Origin of the sequence: Streptomyces sp. bgisy159, from assembly GCF_965341775.1 — a bacterium.
Classification (GTDB): Bacteria; Actinomycetota; Actinomycetes; order Streptomycetales; family Streptomycetaceae; genus Streptomyces.
Genome location: NZ_CBDQZH010000003.1, coordinates 101,211 through 122,221 on the forward strand (window position 1 = coordinate 101,211; position 21,011 = coordinate 122,221).

20 protein-coding genes and 1 tRNA gene are annotated in these 21,011 nt (G+C 71.7%); 11 read left to right on the forward strand and 10 right to left on the reverse strand.

Going from position 1 to position 21,011, the window contains the following annotated elements; genetic code table 11:
• Window positions 1–71: 71 nt before the first annotated feature.
• The 3 genes from ACSLTV_RS04380 (at window position 72) to ACSLTV_RS04390 (ending at window position 2,721) form a co-directional block, all read left to right on the forward strand.
• On the forward strand, window positions 72–650 hold the full coding sequence (locus ACSLTV_RS04380; protein ID WP_432139714.1) for a TerD family protein: 579 nt from the start codon (window positions 72–74) through the stop codon (window positions 648–650).
• A 79-nt stretch (window positions 651–729) separates the two neighbouring features.
• Complete coding sequence (locus ACSLTV_RS04385) at window positions 730–1,878, forward strand: DUF475 domain-containing protein (protein ID WP_432139715.1); 1,149 nt, start codon at window positions 730–732, stop codon at window positions 1,876–1,878.
• 108 nt (window positions 1,879–1,986) lie between these two features.
• A complete protein-coding gene (locus ACSLTV_RS04390; RefSeq protein ID WP_432139716.1) occupies window positions 1,987–2,721 on the forward strand; it encodes a TerD family protein in 735 nt (244 codons plus the stop codon).
• A gap of 28 nt (window positions 2,722–2,749) precedes the next feature.
• On the opposite strand, the gene ACSLTV_RS04395 is transcribed toward ACSLTV_RS04390, so the two are convergent.
• A complete protein-coding gene (locus ACSLTV_RS04395; RefSeq protein WP_432139717.1) occupies window positions 2,750–3,517 on the reverse strand; it encodes a TerD family protein in 768 nt (255 codons plus the stop codon).
• Between the two features lie 187 nt (window positions 3,518–3,704).
• On the opposite strand from ACSLTV_RS04395, the gene ACSLTV_RS04400 reads away from it, so the two are divergent.
• Genes ACSLTV_RS04400 through ACSLTV_RS04410 form a run of 3 tightly spaced genes read left to right on the forward strand, consistent with a single transcriptional unit; the run spans window position 3,705 to window position 8,244 of the window.
• On the forward strand, window positions 3,705–4,871 hold the full coding sequence (locus ACSLTV_RS04400) for an HpcH/HpaI aldolase/citrate lyase family protein (RefSeq protein ID WP_432139718.1): 1,167 nt from the start codon (window positions 3,705–3,707) through the stop codon (window positions 4,869–4,871).
• 35 nt (window positions 4,872–4,906) lie between these two features.
• Window positions 4,907–7,444 (forward strand): phosphoribosyltransferase, encoded by a 2,538-nt coding sequence (locus ACSLTV_RS04405; RefSeq protein ID WP_435611655.1) that lies wholly within the window; start codon window positions 4,907–4,909, stop codon window positions 7,442–7,444.
• Entirely contained in the window at window positions 7,444–8,244 is an 801-nt protein-coding gene (locus ACSLTV_RS04410; protein WP_435611656.1) for an HAD family hydrolase, read from the forward strand. The genes ACSLTV_RS04405 and ACSLTV_RS04410 overlap by 1 nt, the downstream gene beginning before the upstream one ends.
• A 62-nt stretch (window positions 8,245–8,306) precedes the next feature.
• On the opposite strand, the gene ACSLTV_RS04415 is transcribed toward ACSLTV_RS04410, so the two are convergent.
• The gene (locus ACSLTV_RS04415; protein WP_432139721.1) at window positions 8,307–8,525 is read right to left on the reverse strand and encodes an FmdB family zinc ribbon protein; all 219 of its coding nucleotides are present in this window, start codon (window positions 8,523–8,525) and stop codon (window positions 8,307–8,309) included.
• A gap of 270 nt (window positions 8,526–8,795) precedes the next feature.
• Between ACSLTV_RS04415 and ACSLTV_RS04420 the strand changes: the two genes are divergently transcribed.
• The 3 genes from ACSLTV_RS04420 to ACSLTV_RS04430 all read left to right on the forward strand — a co-directional run bounded on the left by ACSLTV_RS04420 (window position 8,796) and on the right by ACSLTV_RS04430 (window position 13,646).
• Entirely contained in the window at window positions 8,796–10,994 is a 2,199-nt protein-coding gene (locus ACSLTV_RS04420) for a transglycosylase domain-containing protein (protein ID WP_435611715.1), read from the forward strand.
• Between the two features lie 49 nt (window positions 10,995–11,043).
• Entirely contained in the window at window positions 11,044–12,339 is a 1,296-nt protein-coding gene (locus ACSLTV_RS04425; RefSeq protein WP_432139722.1) for a hypothetical protein, read from the forward strand.
• A gap of 131 nt (window positions 12,340–12,470) precedes the next feature.
• Complete coding sequence (locus ACSLTV_RS04430; RefSeq protein WP_432139723.1) at window positions 12,471–13,646, forward strand: amidase domain-containing protein; 1,176 nt, start codon at window positions 12,471–12,473, stop codon at window positions 13,644–13,646.
• Window positions 13,647–13,669: 23 nt separating this feature from the next.
• Here ACSLTV_RS04430 and ACSLTV_RS04435 read toward each other — a convergent pair whose 3' ends face one another.
• The 3 genes from ACSLTV_RS04435 to ACSLTV_RS04445 all read right to left on the reverse strand — a co-directional run bounded on the left by ACSLTV_RS04435 (window position 13,670) and on the right by ACSLTV_RS04445 (window position 16,562).
• A complete protein-coding gene (locus ACSLTV_RS04435) occupies window positions 13,670–14,221 on the reverse strand; it encodes a DUF4383 domain-containing protein (RefSeq protein ID WP_432139724.1) in 552 nt (183 codons plus the stop codon).
• A 92-nt stretch (window positions 14,222–14,313) separates the two neighbouring features.
• Window positions 14,314–15,717 carry a hypothetical protein gene (locus tag ACSLTV_RS04440; RefSeq protein ID WP_435611657.1) on the reverse strand — a complete coding sequence of 468 codons (1,404 nt, stop codon included), beginning with the start codon at window positions 15,715–15,717 and terminating at the stop codon, window positions 14,314–14,316.
• A gap of 74 nt (window positions 15,718–15,791) precedes the next feature.
• On the reverse strand, window positions 15,792–16,562 hold the full coding sequence (locus tag ACSLTV_RS04445) for a DUF4097 family beta strand repeat-containing protein (RefSeq protein WP_435611658.1): 771 nt from the start codon (window positions 16,560–16,562) through the stop codon (window positions 15,792–15,794).
• Between the two features lie 201 nt (window positions 16,563–16,763).
• Here ACSLTV_RS04445 and ACSLTV_RS04450 point away from each other — a divergent pair.
• Window positions 16,764–16,835, forward strand: a tRNA-Val gene (locus ACSLTV_RS04450).
• 80 nt (window positions 16,836–16,915) lie between these two features.
• Here ACSLTV_RS04450 and ACSLTV_RS04455 read toward each other — a convergent pair.
• Together ACSLTV_RS04455 and ACSLTV_RS04460 are read right to left on the reverse strand one after the other, a co-directional pair.
• Window positions 16,916–17,245 carry a hypothetical protein gene (locus ACSLTV_RS04455; protein ID WP_432137673.1) on the reverse strand — a complete coding sequence of 110 codons (330 nt, stop codon included), beginning with the start codon at window positions 17,243–17,245 and terminating at the stop codon, window positions 16,916–16,918.
• Window positions 17,246–17,372: 127 nt separating this feature from the next.
• Complete coding sequence (locus tag ACSLTV_RS04460; RefSeq protein ID WP_432137674.1) at window positions 17,373–18,278, reverse strand: ketopantoate reductase family protein; 906 nt, start codon at window positions 18,276–18,278, stop codon at window positions 17,373–17,375.
• A 114-nt stretch (window positions 18,279–18,392) separates the two neighbouring features.
• On the opposite strand from ACSLTV_RS04460, the gene ACSLTV_RS04465 reads away from it, so the two are divergent.
• Complete coding sequence (locus ACSLTV_RS04465; RefSeq protein ID WP_432137675.1) at window positions 18,393–18,620, forward strand: DUF2277 domain-containing protein; 228 nt, start codon at window positions 18,393–18,395, stop codon at window positions 18,618–18,620.
• Window positions 18,621–18,636: 16 nt separating this feature from the next.
• On the opposite strand, the gene ACSLTV_RS04470 is transcribed toward ACSLTV_RS04465, so the two are convergent.
• The 3 genes from ACSLTV_RS04470 to ACSLTV_RS04480 form a co-directional block, all read right to left on the reverse strand.
• A complete protein-coding gene (locus ACSLTV_RS04470) occupies window positions 18,637–19,254 on the reverse strand; it encodes a DedA family protein (RefSeq protein WP_432158891.1) in 618 nt (205 codons plus the stop codon).
• Window positions 19,255–19,595: 341 nt separating this feature from the next.
• Entirely contained in the window at window positions 19,596–20,048 is a 453-nt protein-coding gene (locus ACSLTV_RS04475) for a DoxX family protein (RefSeq protein ID WP_432137677.1), read from the reverse strand.
• Window positions 20,049–20,210: 162 nt separating this feature from the next.
• Window positions 20,211–20,855, reverse strand: a complete 645-nt coding sequence (locus tag ACSLTV_RS04480) for an HNH endonuclease family protein (RefSeq protein WP_435611659.1) — start codon at window positions 20,853–20,855, stop codon at window positions 20,211–20,213.
• Window positions 20,856–21,011: the final 156 nt, after the last annotated feature.

Here is a 21,011-nt window from a genome sequence, read left to right on the forward strand (position 1 = left end):
TTACGGGCGGCGCCGGACGCGCAGGACAACCGAAGAAGCACCATGGCACCACCAAGGGGAGGACCAGCATCATGGGCGTCACGCTCGCCAAGGGAGGAAACGTCTCCCTGTCCAAAGCCGCGCCGAACCTCACACAGGTGATGGTCGGGCTCGGCTGGGACGCGCGCTCCACCACCGGAGCCCCCTTCGACCTCGACGCCAGCGCGCTGCTGTGCGACGCCGGCAACCGCGTCCTGGGGGACGAGTGGTTCGTGTTCTACAACCAGCTCAAGAGCCCGGACGGCTCGGTGGAGCACACCGGCGACAACCTCACCGGTGAGGGCGAGGGCGACGACGAGTCGCTGCTGGTCGACCTCGCCAAGGTGCCGCCCCAGTGCGACAAGATCGTCTTCCCGGTCTCGATCCACCTGGCCGACGAGCGGGGCCAGGCCTTCGGCCAGGTCAGCAACGCCTTCATCCGTGTCGTCAACCAGGCCGACGGCCAGGAACTGGCCCGCTACGACCTCAGCGAGGACGCGTCCACCGAAACCGCCATGATCTTCGGGGAGCTCTACCGCTACCAGGGCGAATGGAAGTTCCGGGCCGTGGGACAGGGGTACGCGTCGGGGCTGCGGGGCATCGCTCTAGACTTCGGGGTCAACGTTTCGTAAAGCCGGGTACGGCGACGGGGGTGACCCTCCTCCGGACGTGGCCCCGGTGGGGGGACCCCCATACAGGATTGGGTAGCCAGTGCTTCTGAGAACCTTCGGCTGGTCGTTCGCGGTGACCGCGATCGGCCTCGCCGCTGCGGCCTTCTTCGGGGGGTGGGAGGCCTTCGGTATCGTGGCGATCCTCTCCATCCTGGAGATCTCGCTGTCCTTCGACAACGCGGTCGTCAACGCCGGAATCCTGAAGAAGATGAACGCCTTCTGGCAGAAGATCTTCCTCACGGTCGGCGTGCTCATCGCGGTCTTCGGCATGCGGCTGGTCTTTCCCGTCGTCATCGTCGCGATCAGCGCCAAGATGGGCCCGATCGAGGCCGTCGACCTCGCCGTGAACAACAAGGACCGGTACCAGGAGCTCGTCACCGACGCCCACCCGGCGATCGCCGCCTTCGGCGGGATGTTCCTGCTGATGATCTTCCTGGACTTCATCTTCGAGGACCGGGACATCCAGTGGCTGCGCTGGATCGAGCGCCCCCTCGCCAAGCTCGGCAAGGTCGACATGCTGTCGGTCTGCATCGCCCTGATCGTCCTGCTGATCACCGCCTTCACCTTCGCCACCCACGCCCACCAGCACGGCGGCTCACACGTCGACAAGGCGCAGACGGTGCTGATCTCCGGCATCGCCGGTCTGATCACCTACATGGTCGTCGGCGGCCTCTCCGGCTACTTCGAGGACAAGCTGGAGGAAGAGGAGGAGCGCGAGCACGAGGAGGAGGAAGAGGCCGAGCGCACCGGCAAGAAGAAACCGGCCGTCGTCCTGGCCGGGCAGGCCGCGTTCTTCATGTTCCTCTACCTGGAGGTCCTGGACGCCTCCTTCTCCTTCGACGGCGTGATCGGCGCCTTCGCCATCACCAACGACATCGTCCTGATGGCCCTCGGCCTCGGCATCGGCGCGATGTACGTCCGGTCGCTGACCGTGTACCTGGTCCGCCAGGGCACCCTCGACGACTACGTCTACCTGGAGCACGGCGCCCACTACGCGATCGGCGCGCTCGCCGTGATCCTCATGGTCACCATCCAGTACCAGATCAACGAGGTCATCACCGGCCTCGTCGGCGTCGTCCTGATCGCCTGGTCCTTCTGGTCCTCGGTCCGCCGCAACCGCGCCCTCGCTCAGGCCGAGGGAAAAGCGGCGGGCTCGGACGAGAAGGCTGAGGTCTCGTCCGGGGTGTGAACCGGGGGTGTGACCACCTCCCGTGTGAGGAACGCTCTGAGCGGGGCGGCCGGCAGGACGGGTCCTGCCGGCCGCCCCGCCGGTTTGTCAGCGAGCATGGGGGCGGGCATGGGCTTGTTCGACGGTTTCTGGAGCGGCCGGGCCGCCGAGTTCGACTCGGGGAGCGCGGCCAGCAACGCGATCGAGCTGACCAAACGGCACCACCAGGTCTCCCTCACCAAGCAGGACGCGGCCACCGGGCACCTGCGCGTCAACCTGACCTGGTCGATGCGCACGTCCGACTTCGGCGGGCCCCAGCGCGAGAGCCTCTTCCGGCATCCGCTGCGGGCCCTGAAACCGCCGGAGGTGATGGGCCACAGCCAGAGCATGGTGAACGTCGACCTCGACCTGGGGTGCCTGTACGAGCTGGCCGACGGCACCAAGGGCGTCGTCCAGCCGCTCGGCGGCTACCTCGGCGACGTCAACGCACCGCCGTACGTGAAGATCACCGGCGACGACCGGTTCGGCTCGGGCTCCGGCGAGACCCTGTACGTCAACCTGGACCACCGCGACGACATCAAGCGGCTGCTGGTGTTCGTCTACATCTACGACCAGACACCGGCGTTCGACCGTACGCACGCCACCGTCACCCTCTACCCCAGCAACGGGCCCCGGATCGAGATCGGCCTCGACGAGCGGCACCCTCAGGCCCGGTCCTGCGCGGTGGTGCTGGTGGAGAACGTGAAGGGCGAGATCCTGGTTCGCCGCGAGGTCCGGTTCGTCTACGGCTTCCAGGCGGAGCTGGACCGGCTCTACGGGTGGGGACTGCAGTGGGGCCGGGGCTACAAGGCCGCCGACCGGTGACCCGCGGTCACCGCCCGGAGAACCGCGGTCACCGCCCGATGAACTGCGGCCCCATCGGCGGGAGCTGGAAGTTCTCCGGGTAGCCGTAGCCGTGGGTGGCCAGCGAGGACGGATAGCCGTACGCCGCCGGCTGCTGGGACTGGGCCGGCGGCCTGGGCACCGTCTGCGTGGGCTGCTCCGGGGGCAGCGGCTGGGACACGCCGGGGGCGGTCGTCTCGGGGGCGGGGTCCGCGGCGGGCTGCTCGCCCTCCTCGCCCTCGTCCACCGAGATGCCGAAGTCCGTGGCCAGGCCCTTCAGTCCGTTCGAATAACCCTCGCCCAGCGCCCGGAACTTCCAGCCCTCGCCCCGGCGGTACAGCTCACCGCAGATGAGGGCCGTCTCCTCGCCGGTCTCCGGCCGGATGTCGAAGTGGGCCAGGGGTTCCCCGGCCGCCGCCGACGCGTCGTACAGCGTGATGCACAGGTCCGGTACGCGGTCGAAGGTGACGCCGTCCGCCGAGGCGACCAGCAGAATCCGGCCGATATCGGACTCGACGCCCGCCAGATCCGTCTGGATGGTGTCGGTGAGGCCCTCGGTGACCCGCTTCTGGCCGAGCCGCCACACCGTCCTGGACGGGTGCCGGGGCTGGTTGTAGAAGACGAAGTCCTCGTCGGAGCGCACCCGACCGCCGGGACCGAGGAGCAGCGCGGAGGCGTCGACGTCCGGTACCCCCTGCCCGGGCGTCCAGCGCAGCACGGCCCGTACGGTGGTGGCTTCCAGAGGGACGTTCGACCCCTTCAACATCGCGTGCGTCATGCGGTCATCCTGCCCTCTCGGTCCTGGCCACGACAACGCGGGGTGTGGGGGCTGCCGACACCACCGACACAGTGGAGTTACCGGAAATTCATGCCCGATGGGAACCCCGGCCATGGGTGGGTACGTACTATTACCGGCCACCTGTTCTCAAAGTCCACAGTCGTTCCGTGTGTCACGGGGGAGTTCCATGCGTCATTTCGGGCACGTCGCCCCGGCGGAGCGGCGGCGTCTCTTCCACCAGGAGCCGTGCGAGTTCGCCGCGGACTCCCCGGCCCGGCTGCTCTCCGCGGCCCTGGGCGCCACCCTGTACAGCCCGGCCACCCGCCCCCGGATCGCCGAGGACGTCACCAAGCAGGCGGCGCGGGGCGTGGTGTCCATGGTGCTGTGCCTGGAGGACTCCATCGGCGACGAGGACGTGCCGGCCGGAGAGGAGAACCTGGTCCGCCAGTTCACCGAGCTCGCCGCCCGCCCGGACGCCGAGCCCCCGCTGCTGTTCGTCCGGGTGCGCACCCCCGAGCAGATCCCCGACCTGGTCGGACGCCTCGGCCCGGCCGTGCGGCTGCTGACCGGGTTCGTGTTCCCCAAGTTCACCGGGGAGCGCGGGGTGCCGTTCCTGGAGGCGCTGGCCGCCGCCGAGGCCGCCGGCGGGCGGCGGCTGTTCGCCATGCCCGTGCTGGAGTCGCCCGAGCTGCTCTACCGCGAGTCACGCGTGGAGACCCTGGAGGGCATCTTCCGGGCCGTCGACAAGTACCGCGACCGGGTGCTGGCCCTGCGCCTCGGCGTGACCGACTTCTGCTCCTCCTACGGCCTGCGCCGGGCACCCGACATGACGGCGTACGACGTCCAGATCGTCGCCTCCGTGATCGCCGACGTGGTGAACATGCTGGGGCGGGCCGACGGCACCGGCTTCACCGTGACCGGTCCGGTGTGGGAGTACTTCCGGGTGCCCGAGCGCATGTTCAAGCCGATGCTGCGGCAGAGCCCCTTCCTGGAGGGCCAGGCCGTGGAACTGCGCGAGAGACTGATCGAGCACGCCATGGACGGGCTGCTGCGGGAGATCACCCTCGACCAGGCCAACGGCCTGCTGGGCAAGACCTGCATCCACCCCTCCCACGTGCCGGCGGTGCACGCGCTGTCCGTCGTCAGCCACGAGGAGTACAGCGACGCGGCGGACATCCTGCGCCCCGAGCGCGGTGGCGGGGGAGTGCTGCGCTCGCAGTACACGAACAAGATGAACGAGGTGAAGCCGCACCGCGCCTGGGCCGAGCGGACGATGCTGCGCGCGGAGGTCTTCGGCGTGGCCCACGAGGACGTCAGCTTCGTGGATCTGCTGGCCGCCGGGATACCCCGCTGAACCGTTTCCGCACGGAGAATCGTCACAAGGGACGTATGAACAACGCAGAGAACAACGGCATCTGGTCCGGCACCTGGGTCGCCGAGCGGCTCGGGGTCGAACTGGTGGGCGACGACAGCCTTCGGGGCATGCTGGGCCTGGCACTGCGCCGCAACCCCAAACGGGCCCACCTGCTCGTCTCCCACGTGCTCGGCAAGCACGTCCCGCAGTCCCCGTCCGTCGTCCACGGCGCCGGGGTCGCCCTGGGCCGCCGGGTGCGTGAGCTGCTCGGCGCCGACGAGGCGGCCCGCGCGGTCGTCCTCGGCTACGCGGAGACCGCCACCGGACTCGGCCACAGCGTCGCCGACGGCCTCGGCACCGCTCCCTGCCTGCACTCCACCCGCCGCCCGGTGCCCGGCGTGACCCCGGCGGGCGGCTTCGAGGAGTCCCACTCCCACGCCACCTCACACCTGCTGCTCCCGGAGGACCCGGCCCTGCTGGCGGGTGGCGGGCCCCTCGTCCTGGTCGACGACGAGTTCTCCACCGGGAACACGGTCCTGAACACCATCCGCGCCCTGCACGCCCGCCACCCCCGCCGGCGGTACGTCGTGGTCGCCCTCGTCGACATGCGCTCCGCGGCCGACGCGCGGCGGCTGACGGAGTTCGCCGGTGGGATCGGCGCCCGGGTCGACCTGGTCGCGGCCGCCTCGGGAACCGTACGGCTCCCGGAGGGGGTCCTGGAGAAGGGCCGGGAGCTGGTGGCGGGGCACGAGGCCGCCCAGCCGGGGGCGCGCGCCGGCGATCCGGGCGACGTGACCGCGCACGACCGCCCGGCCCCCGCCCGCCCGCACCGGACCCACCGCCGAGTGGAACTGAACTGGCCGGCCGGCCTCCCCGACGGCGCCCGCCACGGCTTCACCGCGGCCCACCGAATACGCCTGGAGACCACGCTGCCGGCCATGGGAGCGCGCCTCGCCGACGCGATACCCGGCGACGCCCGCCGGATCCTCGTCCTCGGCTCCGAGGAACTGATGTACGCCCCGCTCAGACTCGCCCGCGAGCTGGAGCGGGCCGTGGACGCCGAGGTCCGCTACTCCACCACCACCCGTTCGCCGGTCCTGGCGGTCGACGACCCCGGCTACGCCATCCGCAGCCGCCTCGTCTTCCCCGCCCACGACGACCCCGCCGACGGCCCCGGCGACCGCTACGCCTACAACGTGGCGGGCGCCGGCTTCGACACCGTCGCCGCCGTCGTCGACTCCGTCGGCGACACACCCGCCCTGCATGCCCCCGGCGGCCTGCTGGACCAGCTGGCCGCCCATGTGCCGCACGTGCTGCTCGCGGTCGTCCCCTCCTACAGACCCGACACGTCCGGCCCCGGCGTGTCCGAAAGGCCCCCGATGCTGCCCGAGCCCCTCCGCGGCCCCGCCTTCTCCTCGTACGCGCCCGAGGAGGTGGGCTGGCTGCTGCGGGACCTCTCGGACGTGACCCTGGAGGCGCCCACCGAGGAGCGCGAGGAGGCCATCCAGAGCGGCGGCGCCCACTACGCGGAGTCGCTGCCGGTGGAGTACCAGCCGAGCGAGCGGTACCAGGCACTGTTCCACGCGGCCCTGGAGACGTCGGCCGAGCGGATCGCGCACGCCGTCGGCGTGGTCACCGAGACCGTCCTCGCCGAGCGCCCCCACGCCCGGCTCCGCCCGCGCGGGGGGACCCCCGCGCCGCGCCCGGTCCTGGCGTCACTGGCCCGCGCGGGCACACCCGTCGGGGTGCTCATGCGCCGCTGGGCCCGGTGGCGGCACGGCCTCGACCTGCCCCACTACGCCGTCTCCATCGTGCGCGGCCGCGGCATCGACGCCAACGCGCTGCGCTGGCTGGCCGAGCACCACGACCCCGCCGACGTCGTCTTCGTCGACGGCTGGACCGGCAAGGGCGCGATCACCCGGGAACTGGCCGCCGCGATCCGGGAGTACGAGGCGGACGGCGGGGCCACCGGCTTCGACCCGGAGATCGCCGTGCTCGCCGACCCGGGCTCCTGCGTGCGGACGTACGGCACCCGAGAGGACTTCCTGATCCCGTCGGCGTGCCTGAACTCCACCGTCTCGGGGCTGGTGTCCCGGACCGTCCTGCGGGCCGACCTCGTGGGGCCGGACGACTTCCACGGCGCGAAGTTCTACCGCGAGCTGGCCGGGGCCGACGTCTCCGGCGTCTTCCTCGACGCCGTCTCCGCCCGCTTCCCGGACGTCGCCGACGCGGTGGACCCGGCGGTGAAGGAACTGCTGGCCGCCGACCGGACCCCGACCTGGGAGGGCTGGGCGGCCGTCGAGCGGATCAGCGAGGAGTACGGCATCCACGACGTCAACCTCGTCAAGCCGGGTGTCGGCGAGACCACCCGGGTGCTGCTGCGCCGGGTGCCGTGGAAGATCCTCGCCAAGGCCGGGGCGGGCGCCGACCTCGACCATGTCCGCCTGCTGGCCGAACAGCGCGGCGTGCCGGTGGAGGAGGTCGGCGATCTGCCGTACACCTGTGTCGGGCTGATTCACCCCCAGTACACACGGGGCGCCACGGGCGCCGACGGAAAGGCGGTGGCCGTCTGATGCCGGTCCTGGTGGCGAGCGATCTCGACCGTACGCTCATCTACTCCGCGGCGGCCCTCGCGCTGACCATGCCGGACGCCCGCGCTCCCCGGCTGCTCTGCGTCGAGGTGCACGAGAGCCGGCCGCTGTCCTACCTGACGGAGACGGCCGCGGGCCTGCTGACCGCCCTCGGGGACGCGGCGGTGTTCGTGCCGACGACCACCCGGACCCGCAAGCAGTACCTGCGGATCAATCTGCCGGGCCCGGCGCCCACGTACGCGATCTGCGCCAACGGGGGCCATCTGCTGGTGGACGGGGTGCCCGACCCCGACTGGCACGCGAGGGTGACGGCCCGGCTCGCGGACGAGTGCGCGCCGCTGGCGGAGGTCCGCGCGCATCTCGCCGAGGCCGCCGACCCGGCGTGGCTGCGCAAGCACCGCGTCGCGGAGGACCTGTTCGCCTACCTCGTGGTGGAACGTGAGCTGCTGCCCGAGGAATGGGTGAAGGAACTGGCCGCCTGGGCGGAAGGGCTGGGGTGGACGGTGTCCCTCCAGGGCCGCAAGCTGTACGCCGTGCCCAAGCCGCTCACCAAGAGCGCGGCCCTGCGCGAGGTGGTGCGCCGCACGGGCGCGGAGCTGACACTGGCGGCGGGCGACTCCCTGCTGGACGCCGACCTGCTGCTCGCCGCGGACCGGGGGTGGCGGCCCGGGCACGGCGAGCTGGCGGACACGGCGTGGTCGGCGCCCGGCGTGGTCGCGCTGCCCGAGCGGGGCGTGCTGGCCGGCGAGCGCATCCTCAGGGAGTTCCTCGCGGCCGTGTAGGGCGGGGCGGTGCCGGCCCCGCGGCTTCGTCCCGCCCTAGGTGTGCTGTCGGGACAGCACACCTAGCCGCAGCAGCCGCCGCCGCAGCAGCCGCCCCCGCCCCCTCCGGCGGCGGGGGCCGGGGCCTGGGCGGCCGTGCCGCCGACCGCCACCGTCGACAGCAGCTTCACCGTGTCCGTGTGGCCCTCGGGGCAGGCGGCGGGGGCGGAGGACTCGGCCATGGGGCGGGTGAGTTCGAAGGTGGTGCCGCAGGGGCGGCAACGGTATTCGTAGCGAGGCATGGGGTCAGGCTAGCCGCCCCGGATGTGACCTGTTCCGCCCGAATCCGATGTGGAGACTTTGCGAAGAGCGCTGGTAACTTGAGGGCGCCGCGAAGGACCAGCGTGGTCGGGGGATTCAGGGGGGTCGGCAGTTGCCAAGGTGACTCGGCAACCGAACCGCGGCCCTCGTACGTCTGTACGTCTGCCTGCGCGAGCAACAGAAAGTGCGGAGGGAGACGCGTCGTGACTCAGCCGGGGCAGGGGGAGGAGCCCCAGAAGCCCGACGAAACCATGCAGTTGAAGGTCCCGCCGGCCCTTCGGCCGGACGAGACCATGCAACTCAAGGTCCCCGCCGTCCCCAAGGCCGACGAGACCATGCAGCTGCGCATACCGGACCAGGGCATACCTGGGGGGCGAATACCCGGGCGGAGTGCATCCGACTCGGCTGATCCGGGCGAATCGGCCGATTCGCCCGGTCGTGCCGAGGCGGCCCCGGGTTCCCTGCGGGCCAGGCTCGCCCCGGTCCTAGCGGCCCTCGCCGTCCTGACGCCCTACCTGCGGCGGCTGCGGCCCCGGTACCCCCGCCCCGGGCGCGCCGGGTGGCGGCGCTGGATACCGTCCTGGCGGCAGGTCCTCGGCGGCTTCCTGGCGTCGACAGGGCTCTCCGGCATGCTCCTGGTCGTCGCCTACGCCGCCACCGACATACCGGACAACCTCAACACGTACGCCACCCAGCAGGACAACGTGTACTTCTGGGCCGACGGCACGCCCATGGCCCGCACCGGCTGGGTGCAGCGGCAGGACATGCCCCTTCAGGACATCCCGGAGGACGTCCGCTGGGCCGTCCTGGCCGCCGAGAACGCCAGCTTCTACAGCGACCCCGGCATCTCCTTCTCCGGCGTCACCCGCGCCCTGTGGCGCACGGTCGGCCAGGGTGAGACCCAGGGCGGCTCCACGATCACCCAGCAGTACGTCAAGAACGTCTACCTCAACCAGGACCGCTCGATCGGCCGCAAGTTCCACGAGGCGATGATCGCCCTCAAGCTCGACAACCAGATGAGCAAGGACGACATCCTGGAGGGCTACCTCAACACCAGCTGGTTCGGCCGCGGCACCTACGGCATCCAGCGCGCCGCCCAGGCCTACTACGGCAAGGACGTCAGCAAGCTCAACGCCAGCGAGGCCGCCTTCCTCGCCTCCCTCCTCAAGGGCGCCAGCCTCTACGACCCCACCATCAGCCAGGCCAACCGGGCCCGCGCGACGGAACGCTGGTCGTGGACGCTGGACCGCATGGTGGAGATCGGCAAGCTCACCAAGGAGGAGCGCGCGGGCTACAAGAAGTTCCCCGAGCCGCTCGCCAGCAACCCGCTCTACAACACCGGTGAGCAGAGCGACTACCTCGTCGAACTGGCCGCCCAGTACGCCAGGAAGTCCGCCGGCATCTCCGAGAAGGACTTCGACCTCGGCGGCTACCAGATCTACACGACCTTCGACGAGAAGCGCGAGAAACAGCTCACCGACGCCGTCACCAAGGCCCGCGAGCAGGCGGTCAAGGACGACCCGAAGGCCGCGGAGAACGGGCACTACGGCGCGGCCTCGGTGGCCGCCGACGGACGGATCCTCGCCGTCTACGGCGGCCCCGACCACCGCAAGCAGGGCTACAACGAGTCCAACGCCACCACCGTCCCTGCCGGTTCCGCCTTCATGCCGTTCGTGTACGCGGCGGGACTGGAGCACGGCGCGCGCAAGACCCGCGACGGGGAACCCACCCCCGTCAGCGGGCAGTCGGTCTACGACGGCGACGACGGCGTGCCGGTGACCACGCCCGAGGGGCCGTACTGGGACCGCAGCGGCAGGAAGGTCGCCGCGAAGAACGACGGCGGCCGGTCCTACGGCCGGATCACCCTGCACGACGCCCTCGCGCGGTCGGTGAACACGCCCTTCATGCAGCTCGGCATGGACACCGGCCTGGACAAGGTGCGCGCCACCGCCGTGGCGTCCGGCCTGCTGCCGTCCAGTATCGGCGCCCAGGTGCCCACCCTGTCGACGGGCAGCTCCACCCCGAGCGCCATCCGGATGGCCAGCGGCTACAGCACCTTCGCCGCCGACGGCAAGCACACCGAGCCGTACTCGGTGCGCCGGATCACCCGCAACGGCAGCAACGTCCCTCTCAAAGCCCCCGCCCAGCGCCGCGCGATGAGCGCCGAGGTCGCCCAGGAGGTCACCTCGGCGCTCGGCGACGCCTTCCGCACCGCCCACCCCGGCGCCGCGTCCGCGTCCGCGGAGGTCGCCGGCAAGCGGGGCACCACGGAGAAGGACACCGCCGCCTGGTACGTCGGCACGGCCGAGTCCGTCTCCACGGCGGTGGTCGTCTACCGCATCGACCTCGCCGAGAGCCTGGAACCGCTGCCGCTCGAAGGCCTCGCCGGCACGATCACCGACAGCGTCCCCTACGACATCTGGTCGAGCGCCGTGAGACCGCTCGACTGACCCGTGCGACCGGCACCCCACCCCTGTCCCCCAGCAGAATGAGCCGCCCATGAAACAGCCGTCGGGTCGCCGCCGCAAGGCCCCCGTCCCCCGTCCGCGCCCCCCGGTACGCCCCGGGTTCCTCGGCCTGGCGGCGTTCCTCGTCGTCGCCTCCCTGATCGCCGGGTACCTGGTGCTGTCCCGCTCCGACAAGACCACCCCGACCGCCTCCGCGCAGGACGGCACCACGGGCAGCCCGTCGGCCGGGCAGAGCGGAGGGGCCGAAGCCGAGTGGGACGGCAGGACCAAGGTGCTCGGCGACGGCTCGACCTCCTACACCGGGCCCCAGCAGGGCAGGCTCAAGCCCGAACGCCTCAAGCCCGGTGAGAAGCCGCCCCAGTTCGTGGTCTTCTCCTGGGACGGCGCCCTGGCCGGCGACGACGAGCTGTTCACGCACTACCGGGAGCTCGCCAAGGAGTACAACGCCCACATGACCTTCTTCCTCACGGGCATCTACCTGCTGCCCAGGAGCAAGAAGGAACTCTACGAGCCGCCGCAGCACTCGCCCGGCTCCGCGGCGATCAGCTTCCCCACCGACGAGCATATCCGCACCACGCTGGTCGAACTCGGCAAGGCGTGGGAGGAGGGCAACGAGATCGGCACCCACTTCAACGGCCACTTCTGCGGCGCCAAGGGCGGCGGCGACTGGAGCGTGCAGGAGTGGAAGAGCGAGATCGACCAGTTCTTCGAGTTCGCCGAGAAGTGGAAGACGAACACCGGCTACACCGACATGGACCCGCTGCCGTTCGACTTCCGCAAGGAGGTCACCGGCGGCCGCGCGCCCTGCCTGGAGGGCCAGGCCAACCTGCTCAAGGCGGCCAAGAGCTACGGCTGGCGCTACGACGCCTCCTCCGCCGGCGACTTCCAGATCTGGCCGACGAAGAAGAACGGCATGTGGGACTTCCCGCTGCAGATGCTCCCGTACGACGGCGGCGACTTCCAGGGCCTGTCGATGGACTTCAACTTCCTCTACAACCAGTCCGACGGCAAGACCGAGGGCGACCCCGCCAAGTACCCCGAGTGGCAGCAGCAGACCATCGACTCCTACACGGCCGGCTTCAACCGCGTGTACTACGGCAGCCGGGCGCCGCTGTTCATCGGCAACCACTTCGAGCAGTGGAACGGGGGCATCTACATGAAGGCCGTCGACGAGATGGTCGAGACGGTGTGCACCAAGAAGGACGTCAAGTGCGTCTCGTTCAAGGAGCTCGCCGACTGGATGGACGTTCAGACCCCGGCCACCCTGCAGCGGTTGCGCACCCTCGATCCGGCGCAGTCCCCGGACTGGTCCACGGTCGTGCGATGACGGTCACATAACTCCCCGGCAGTTATCAGCGCATCCCCCTTCACAGATGTCACACATGGCATGCGAGTATTCCGCTACCCCGGCATCCCTCCGCCGGGGCAAGAGGGGAAACATCAGTGAAGTCAAGGAAATTGAGCCGTACCCGGCGCCGCGCGACCATACTCACGGCAGCCGCCGCCTCGGTGGTCGCCGGAGTGGCGCTGCTGCCCAACTGGAGCGCGGGCGCGGCCGTCGTCGACGACCCGACCGTGAACGCCAAGGACAAGGCCACCTTCCAGCGGCTGGCGGACGCGGTCTTCACCGACCGCACCGAGGCCCTGGTCACCGGGGGGTCCAAGCACGGGCACAAGCCGCGGACCGGCGGCTTCTCCGGCCGGGTCGCCCTGTCCTCCGGGCTGTCGCACCAGGAGGACACCGCCCGCGACTCGCTCGGCCAGCGCAAGAACCGCCTGGCCGCGGTCGGCGAGAAGTACTCCGCCGCCGACACCAAGGTCACCCTGGACGCCACCAACGTGCAGGGCCGCCGGGCCACGGTCGCGGTCACCGAGACCACGACCCTGACCTACGCCAAGGTGCGCGGCGACGAGCCGCGGACCACCGGCTTCCAGGCCCACCACGAGCTGACGTTCAAGGCCGACAAGCGCGGCAACTGGCGGCTGACGTCCATCCGCGAGACCGACGACGGCGAGATCGCGGTCAACCAGCCCACCGCGAAGCCGTCGGTCAGCACCAAAACGGCGACCACCACGAGCAACACCATGCCGGACGCCCCCCGGGCGTCGACCAACCGGTGGACGGCGACCAAGAACCCGAAGGACCTTGCCGCCGGCGCCTACGACTACAAGGCGATGGCCGCGTACGCCGAGAAGTACTGGAGCAACTACAACACCGCCTACCCGGACTTCAACGGTCACGGGGCCGGTGGCGACTGCACCAACTTCGTCAGCCAGTCCCTCAAGGCGGGCGGCTGGAAGCACGTGCCCGGCTACGTGTACGACTACACCAGGTGGTTCGGCACCGCCGACATCCAGTCCGACTCGTTCGTCGGCGTCAACGAGTGGTCCTGGTTCGCCCAGAACTCCAAGCGGACCACCCCCCTCACCAACGTCTACCAGCTGGACGTCGGTGACGTGCTCCAGATGGACTTCGACAGGGACGGGTCCAAGGACCACACCATGATCGTCACGTACCGCAGCCCGCAGGGCGTGCCGTACCTGACGTACCACTCCACCAACACCTACCGCCGGTCGGTGTCGAGCATCATCGCCTCCTACCCGACCGCCGCGTACTACGCCTACCGCACCTGACGCACGCCGGTCGGGCCGGCCGGTCAGGCCGGACGGTCCTCGGGGCGCTCCAGCTGGCGGTCCCGTCCCTCCGCGAACTCGGGGTGACGGGCCCGCCAGTACGGGTTGTCGTGCGGCAGGGCGGAACCGACCCTGCCGTACATCCCGAAGACCAGCAGCAGGATGCCGACGGCGAAGCTGAACAGACAGTTCTGGATCTCGAACGCCAGGAAGTTGTAGTCGGTGTCCAGCAGGCCCATGTTCAGGAACCCGTTGAGGATGAACAGCACGCCGAGCGTCATGTTCAGCGTGGACGCGAAGTTCCCGCCGATCACCATGCCGACCAGCAGCAGCACGCCGACCGCGACCGACAGCCAGCCGAGCGCGCCGTTGGTGTTCAGGCCCCAGACCTCGTCCCCGCCGGTGTCGAAGAACCCGATGTTGTCGGTGATCCCGAGGATCCCGAAGGCCAGCAGGAACGCGCCCATCAGGCCGGCGCCGATCCGGTAGACCGTGTTCAGTCGGTGGTCGACCGGCAGGTGGTCGTCCAGCCGGATCCGCCGTCGTGAGCCCGTGCGCAGTGAGTGGGTGGCCATCTCCGCCTCCTTGAGAGCTCCGGGTTCCAGCGGGGGCCGTACCTACTCCTCTCAATATCCGCCCGAGGCGCCCCGCGGGCAAACAGGACGGCTCAGTGGCCGCCCAGCTCCTCCCGGATCCGCGCCACCACCCCGGCGACGGTCCGCCGCACCTCCTCCGTCTCGGTCAGGAAGTGCCAGTAGTCAGGGTGATGCCCCTCCAGCGCGGCGGCGGCCCGCTCCAGCCGGCCCACCGAGTCGTCCAGCGGGCGCGCGTGCCGCGGATCGGGTGTCGTCCGTCCCGTCATGGCCAGCCGCTGGGCGTCCCGGATCGCGAACCGGGTCCGCTCGATCTCCCGCTGCGGGTCCTTCTGGACGGCGTTCAGCCGGGACAGCCGGTCCCCGGCGGCCGACACCGACTCGTCGGTGGCGTTCAGCAGCGCCCGCACCGTCGACAGCAGGGCGGTGGCGTCCGGCCAGCGCTGGGCCTCGCGCGCGGCCCGTGCCTGAGCCAGCTCGGCCTCGGCCCGCCGGATGTTCTCGGCGGCCTGGGCGGGGACCTGCTGCAGGTCCTGCCAGCAGGCGGCGACGAAACGCCGGCGCAGTTCGCTCAGCACCGGCTCCACCTGCTCGGCCCGGGTGGTCAGTGCCTGGGCGCGAGTGCGCAGCGACACCAGCCGGCGGTCGATCTCGGCGGCTTTCTCCGGCAGCCGTTCCGCCTCGCTGCGGACCGCCTCGGCCTCCCGCGAGACCCGCTCGGCGCGTTCCAGGGTCCGTTGGACGCCCTGCTGCCCGGCACCCTGGTTGAGCAGGGTCAGCTCGGGTGCGAGAGCGGCGAGCCGGGCGGCCAGGTCGTCGGCGCGCAGCCCGGCCGCGCGGACGGCGTCCAGCGCGTCCGAGGCCGCCCGCAGCGCCTGGCGGGCCCGCTCCACGGCGGGCGCCAGCCGGGCGAGCTGGGTCTCGGCCTTGCCCAGCAGCGGTCCGAGGCCGTCCGCGAACCGGTCCAGCTCGCGCTTGACCTGCTCCAGCTCCTCCTTCGCCCGGGTCAGCCGGGTGCGCGCCTGTGCGGCGGCGGAGGTCTCCAGGTCGTCCCGGTCGAGGTCCTGGGCGTCGACGGCGGCGATGTACGCGTGGCTGACCTCGTCGATGCGGCGGCCGATCGCCGCGAAGTCCGTCACGGCGCGGCGGGCCGCCGGGGAGTCGTCGACCGCCGTGATGGTCTCGATGGAGATCCGCAGGTCACGCTGGGCGGTGTCCAGTTCGTAGAACGCGGCCGCCGCCGCGTCCTTGGCGGCCTGCGCCTCCGCCCGCACGCTGTCGGCCCGTCCGCCGAACCACCGCCGGGTGCCCCCGCCGGCGAACGCGGCCGGGACGGCCAGCGCGGCGACCAGGGGCAGCGCGATCAGCGTGAGGGTCTCGCGCACGGCGCGGGAGCCGCGGGAGCCGCGGGGGAGGGGCGGGGCGCCGGGGGCGCGGGGTGCCGTCCGCGGGTGCGGCTGCCGTGGTATCGCCGTCACATGCCTCTCCCGTGCTGTGGTCCGCCCTGCCCGGAGTCATTCTCCCACCGGTAAGAGACGAACACACGGGCCGATCAGTTCGCCGTACGGATTGTGACGCTGCCGTCTCCGGTGCGGACGGACACCACGTGCGCGCTGGTCTCGTCGCGGGGTACGGACACGTCGACGGAGCCGTCGCCGCTGGACGTGGTCACCCGGTAGGCGGCCCGGGGCAGGTCGATGGTCACCGAGCCGTCGCCGCCGACCGCGTCCACCCGGTCCGGTACGGCGGCCAGCCGCAGGTGTGCCGAGCCGTCCCCGGTACGGCTGCTGACCTGCCGTGAGCTGACGTCGGCGCGCACCGAGCCGTCGCCGGTGCGCAGCCGCAGGGGGCCGCTGGTGTCGGTGACGCGCACGGACCCGTCCCCGGTGCGGATGCTCAGGGCGTCCCGGAAGCCCGACGCGCGCACGCTGCCGTCGCCGTCCTCCACGCTGACGGTGACACCACGGGGCACCTCGATCCGGTGCTTGGCCGAGCAGTCGGCGATCACACCCGAGCAGTGCACGCGCAGCTTCAGCCGGTCGTCCTCCATCGACCAGGTCACCTTCGGGTCCTCGCCGGCCACGACGGAGCCCTCGAACCACCGGGTGACCTCGATCCGGTCCGCCGGCCGGCCGTCGACGGCGACGATCTCCAGCGCCGAGTCGTCGGAGTCGATGGTGAGGGCGGTGCCGTCCAGGGCGAAGGAGCGGTGCTCGGGGCGGTCGTCGTCGGCGGCCGAGGCGCCGCAGGCGGTGGCGGTGGCGACGAGCAGCACGACGGCCACCGAGGCGAGGGCCGCGCGGCCCGGTACGGAACGGTTCATGGGATCCCCCTGTAGTCCGGCCTCGAGCGTAGGGACCCGCCCGGCCCGCCGACCATGAGGTCCGCTCCCGGATCAGGGTGGGGACAACCCCCGTACGCGGCTCGGCGCGGGGCCGGACCGTACCGGTATACGGGTTTGCGGCACAGGGTCCCCGGCAAGGTAGGCTGTCGACTCGTCCTGGCCGTTCGAAGCCGGGGTGCGGGGTGCGTAGCTCAGGGGTAGAGCGCCTGCCTTACAAGCAGGATGTCGGCGGTTCGAAACCGTCCGCGCCCACCGGTGACCCGCAGGCGACCTGCCGGTCGACACGAGGGCCGACCCGATCGCGGGTCGGCCCTCGTCGCGTCGCGGCGCCGCTAGCCGGGCTCGTGGGTGTGCTTGAGGCGCGAGCGCGCGTCCATCCGGTCCCCGGGCGCCGTCTCCTCCCAGAAGCGGTGGCCGGTCACGAAGACCGCGAGTTCGTGCTCACGGCGTCGCAGCTTCTCCACCTCGGCCTGTTCGTCGGCCGTCCATCCGGGGGAGGCGGGGCGCTCCACCTTCCGCCATCCGCCGTCGTCGGTGAACCCGTCCGACGGCTCCACCGACCAGGGGAGCCGCTTCAGCAGGGCCGACAGCTCGGCCCGGACCTGATGCAGCTCCTCCTGACCGGCGCGCAGGTCGCTGGGAAAGTCATAGGTCTTAGCCACGCGCTAATGCTACGCCTGTTCGAATTTCAGTCGCGAGCTCCTTCCCGGGGTTGTGGGCGGCTTCATTCGAACGAGTGACTGGGAGACGGGGCGGCGGGGAGTTGGGCAGCGGCGGGGGAGGCGGCCGCTAGCCGCCGGTCGCCGTGCGCAGCTCCCGGACCAGCCGGGCCGTCACCGGCACCGCCACCCCGTGCCGCTCCGCCGCGCGCAGCAGGGCACCGCCGATGGCGTCGAGTTCGACGGCCCGGCCCGCCTCGGCGTCCCGCTGCATCGACGACCTGGTCCCCGCCGGGAACGCGTCGTACCGCGCCGGCGCGGCGGCCGGGTCGGCGGGCGCGCCGCACGCGGCGCTGACGGCGGCGGTCTCCGCCACCAGGGCGGTCAGCTCCTCGCGGTGCCGGGTGCGCACCTCGCCCAGCGGAAGCCCGTAGCGCGTGGTGAGCAGCGCGAACGGCGCGAGGAAGCCCATCTTCGCCCACAGCGCGGCCGTCTCGTCGGGCAGCACCCGCGCGGTCGGGCCGGCGGCCGTCAGCGCCGCGGCGAGGGCGTCCAGACGAGGGCGCGGCACCGCGTCGCCGGTCAGGTCCACCTCGGCGAACGGACTGGTGTGCTCGATCACGCCGGGGGCCACCCGGGTCGACTCGACACGGATGACGCCGGGCGCCACCCGGTCCGCCCGGTGGTGGGCGCGCAGCTGCTCCGGGTGCTCCACGCCGTTCAGGAACGGTACGAGGAGGGCGTCGCCCAGCGCAGGGGCGGGGACGCGGGCGAGGGCGGCGTCCAGGGCGGTGTGCTTGACGGCGACCAGGACGGCGTCGGCCGGAGTGCGCAGCTCGGTGTCGGCCTCGACCTCGGCCGTGAAGTCGCCGAAGACGGCGCTGCGGACGGTGATCCCGCGCGTGCGCAGGACGGCCGCGGTGTCCTCCCCGGCCAGGCACACGACCCGGTGTCCGGCGCGGGACAGCAGCGCGGCGAGCAGTCCGCCGACCCCGCCCGGGCCCAGCACCGCCACCGTCGGTTCGTCGTTCGCCATGGTGATGGCTCCTCTCGTCGGTCGGCCCCGTAGTTCGGTGGCCGCCACGGAGGTGATCATGCCAGTGGGGAGGGCCCCTCGTCAGCAGCCGTGTCAGGGGGCGAGACTGGGGGCATGTGCCGCAGCATCAAGACCCTTCGCCCGCCCGCGCTGCCCGAGGAGGCGACGCCGGAGGAGATCCGGGCCGCCGCCCTGCAGTACGTCCGCAAGGTCTCCGGCTTCCGCGCCCCGGCGGCCCACAACCGCGAGGTGTTCGAACGCGCGGTGGACGCCGTCGCGGAGGCGACGGCGCAGCTGCTTGAGGGGCTGGAGGTGCGGGGCGCGGGCTCCCGCGCGTCGTAGGGCGCCGGGGCGGGGGCTACGCCGGCTGCCGCCGCACCAGGTACGCCGCCCCGGCCCCCGCGGCGACCAGTGCCAGTGCCGAGACGCCCGTGGCCAGCCAGGTCGCCCCGAGCCAGTGCGCGCCCAGGTAGCCGAGGGCCACGCTGTAGCCCGCCCAGGACAGTCCCGCCAGTGCGGACCAGGGCAGGAAGTCGCGGGCGCGGCGGTGGGCGGCGCCGGCGATCAGGGAGACGACCGAGCGTCCGGCGGGAGCGAAGCGGGCCAGTACGACCAGCGGACCGCCACCCTTGGCCAGCGCATCGCCGAGACGTTCCTGCGCGGTGGTCAGCCGGCGGGAGCGGGCGACGACCCGGCCCAGCCGCTCGCCGCCCCGCCAGGCCAGCCGGTACGCGACGAGGTCGCCCAGCACGGAGGCGGTGGCGGCGCAGAGCACCAGGGCCGCCACGTCCGGCACGTCGTCGGGAACGACCTGGGCGGCCCCGGCGGCCTTCGTCCCCGCGGCCGCGGCCGTCGCCGCCGCGATCACCAGCACGCCGCTGGGCAGCACCGGCAGGAAGACGTCGAGGAGCACGGACAGCGCGATCAGCGCGTAGATCCATGGACTGCCGGTCAGCGTCCCGACACTTTCGAACACCGTGAACTCCCCGTGACTCCCCCGTGTGGCCGGTAGCGGCCATAACAGCCATACAGCGTACGCCCGGAGTGTGACAGCGGATTCACGGGGGGCGGGTGTGTCCGACACGAGATGTTCACCCGGCCTGCCGGTGCGGGCGAGCGGTAAGTGGCCGGATACGTACGCAGGCCCGTGTTCGGGGCCCGCTCGGGTGCGCGGGGGAACCGATGCGCCTGCGGCCCGGGAGCGGCCGGAGGGCTCGGTCCGCCGCCGGGCGCGCGCTCGTGACCGCCTACGGACGGCGAGGCGCCCCCCGCTCGTGGCGGGAGGCGCCGTGGTCGGCCCGGACGGGCCGGGTCCGGTCAGACGGCCACCGTGGACTGCTGCCCCGCGGGCTCGCCGTCCCCCGAGGCGCGCTGGGTGAGGAAGCGGTCCACGGCGAGTGCGCCGGAGCCGGTGAAGACCAGCAGCAGGAAGGCCCAGCAGAACATCGCCGAGGGCTCCCCGCCGTTCTGCAGCGGCCACAGGGCCAGCTCCTGGTGCACGGAGAAGTACGCGTACGCCATGGAGCCGGAGGCCACGAGCGCGGCCGCGCGGGTGCCGAACCCGAGCAGCACCAGGGCGCCGCAGACGAGCTGGATCACCGCGGCGTACCAGCCGGGCCAGGTGCCGGCCGGGATCGTGCCGCCGGAGCGGGCGGCACCGCCGAGGATGCCGAAGAGCGAGGCCGCGCCGTGGCAGGCGAAGAGCAGGCCGACGACGATGCGGTACAGGCCTATGGCGTAGGGCTGGGCGCTGTCGAGGCGTTCGGTCATGGGGAGGGCACTCCTTCGGTTCGAACAGGTCGCTTGGGGCGGGCGGCCGGTGGGGACGGCGATTACCGAATCGAGCGCCAACGTAGGCACGGCTCGCTGTTTGTTGCAAGTTCAAGTTTTAGCCAATGCTTAACCCTCCCCGGGTCTGCCGTACCGGGAGGGTCAGCAGTTGTTCAGGTAGCCGGTGAGCGCGCTTTTCTCCGCCGGGTCGACGGAGAGTCCGTAGTAGTACTTCACCTGCACCCAGGCGCGGACGTAGGTGCAGCGGTAGGCGGTGCGGGACGGCATCCACTCGGCCGGGTCCTTGTCTCCCTTGGACTGGTTGACGTTGTCCGTCACGGCGATGAGCTGGGGGCGGGTCAGGTCGTTGGCGAAGCTCTGGCGTCGCGAGGTGGTCCAGGCGCTCGCGCCGGAGTCCCAGGCCTCGGCGAGCGGCACGAGGTGGTCGATGTCGACGTCGGAGGCGGCGTACCAGGTGGCGCCGTCGTAGGGGGAGTACCAGCTGCCGCTGGTGGCGGCGCAGGTGGAGCTGGTGACCACGTTCCGGCCGTCCCGCTTCAGGACCGTCTCGCGGGTGTTGCAGGAGCCGGAGACGGTGATCCAGTGCGGGAAGAGGTCCCGGCTGTAGCCGGTGCGGTTCTCGGCGGCCACGGTGAGGGAGGCCAGGTAGCCGCGGGCGGTGGTGGCGCTGACCGGGGTGGGCAGGGCGGCGGAGGCGGTCGGGGGGTCGAACAGCGCGAGCGAGGCCAGGAGGCCGGTGAGGGCCGCGAGTATGCTCAGTCGTCGACGCGCGTAGAACCTGGACATGCGGAACTCCCTTGTGGTGTGGGGCTGTTGGAGCGTGAGCGCTGGGAATGCTCGTCGTGCGGCGTTGCGGGGAGGTGTGCGCCCGGTGAGAAGTTAATGACGCGTTCATGACACGACAAGGTTTATGGCGGAACGATCTCGTACGATGGGGGGAGC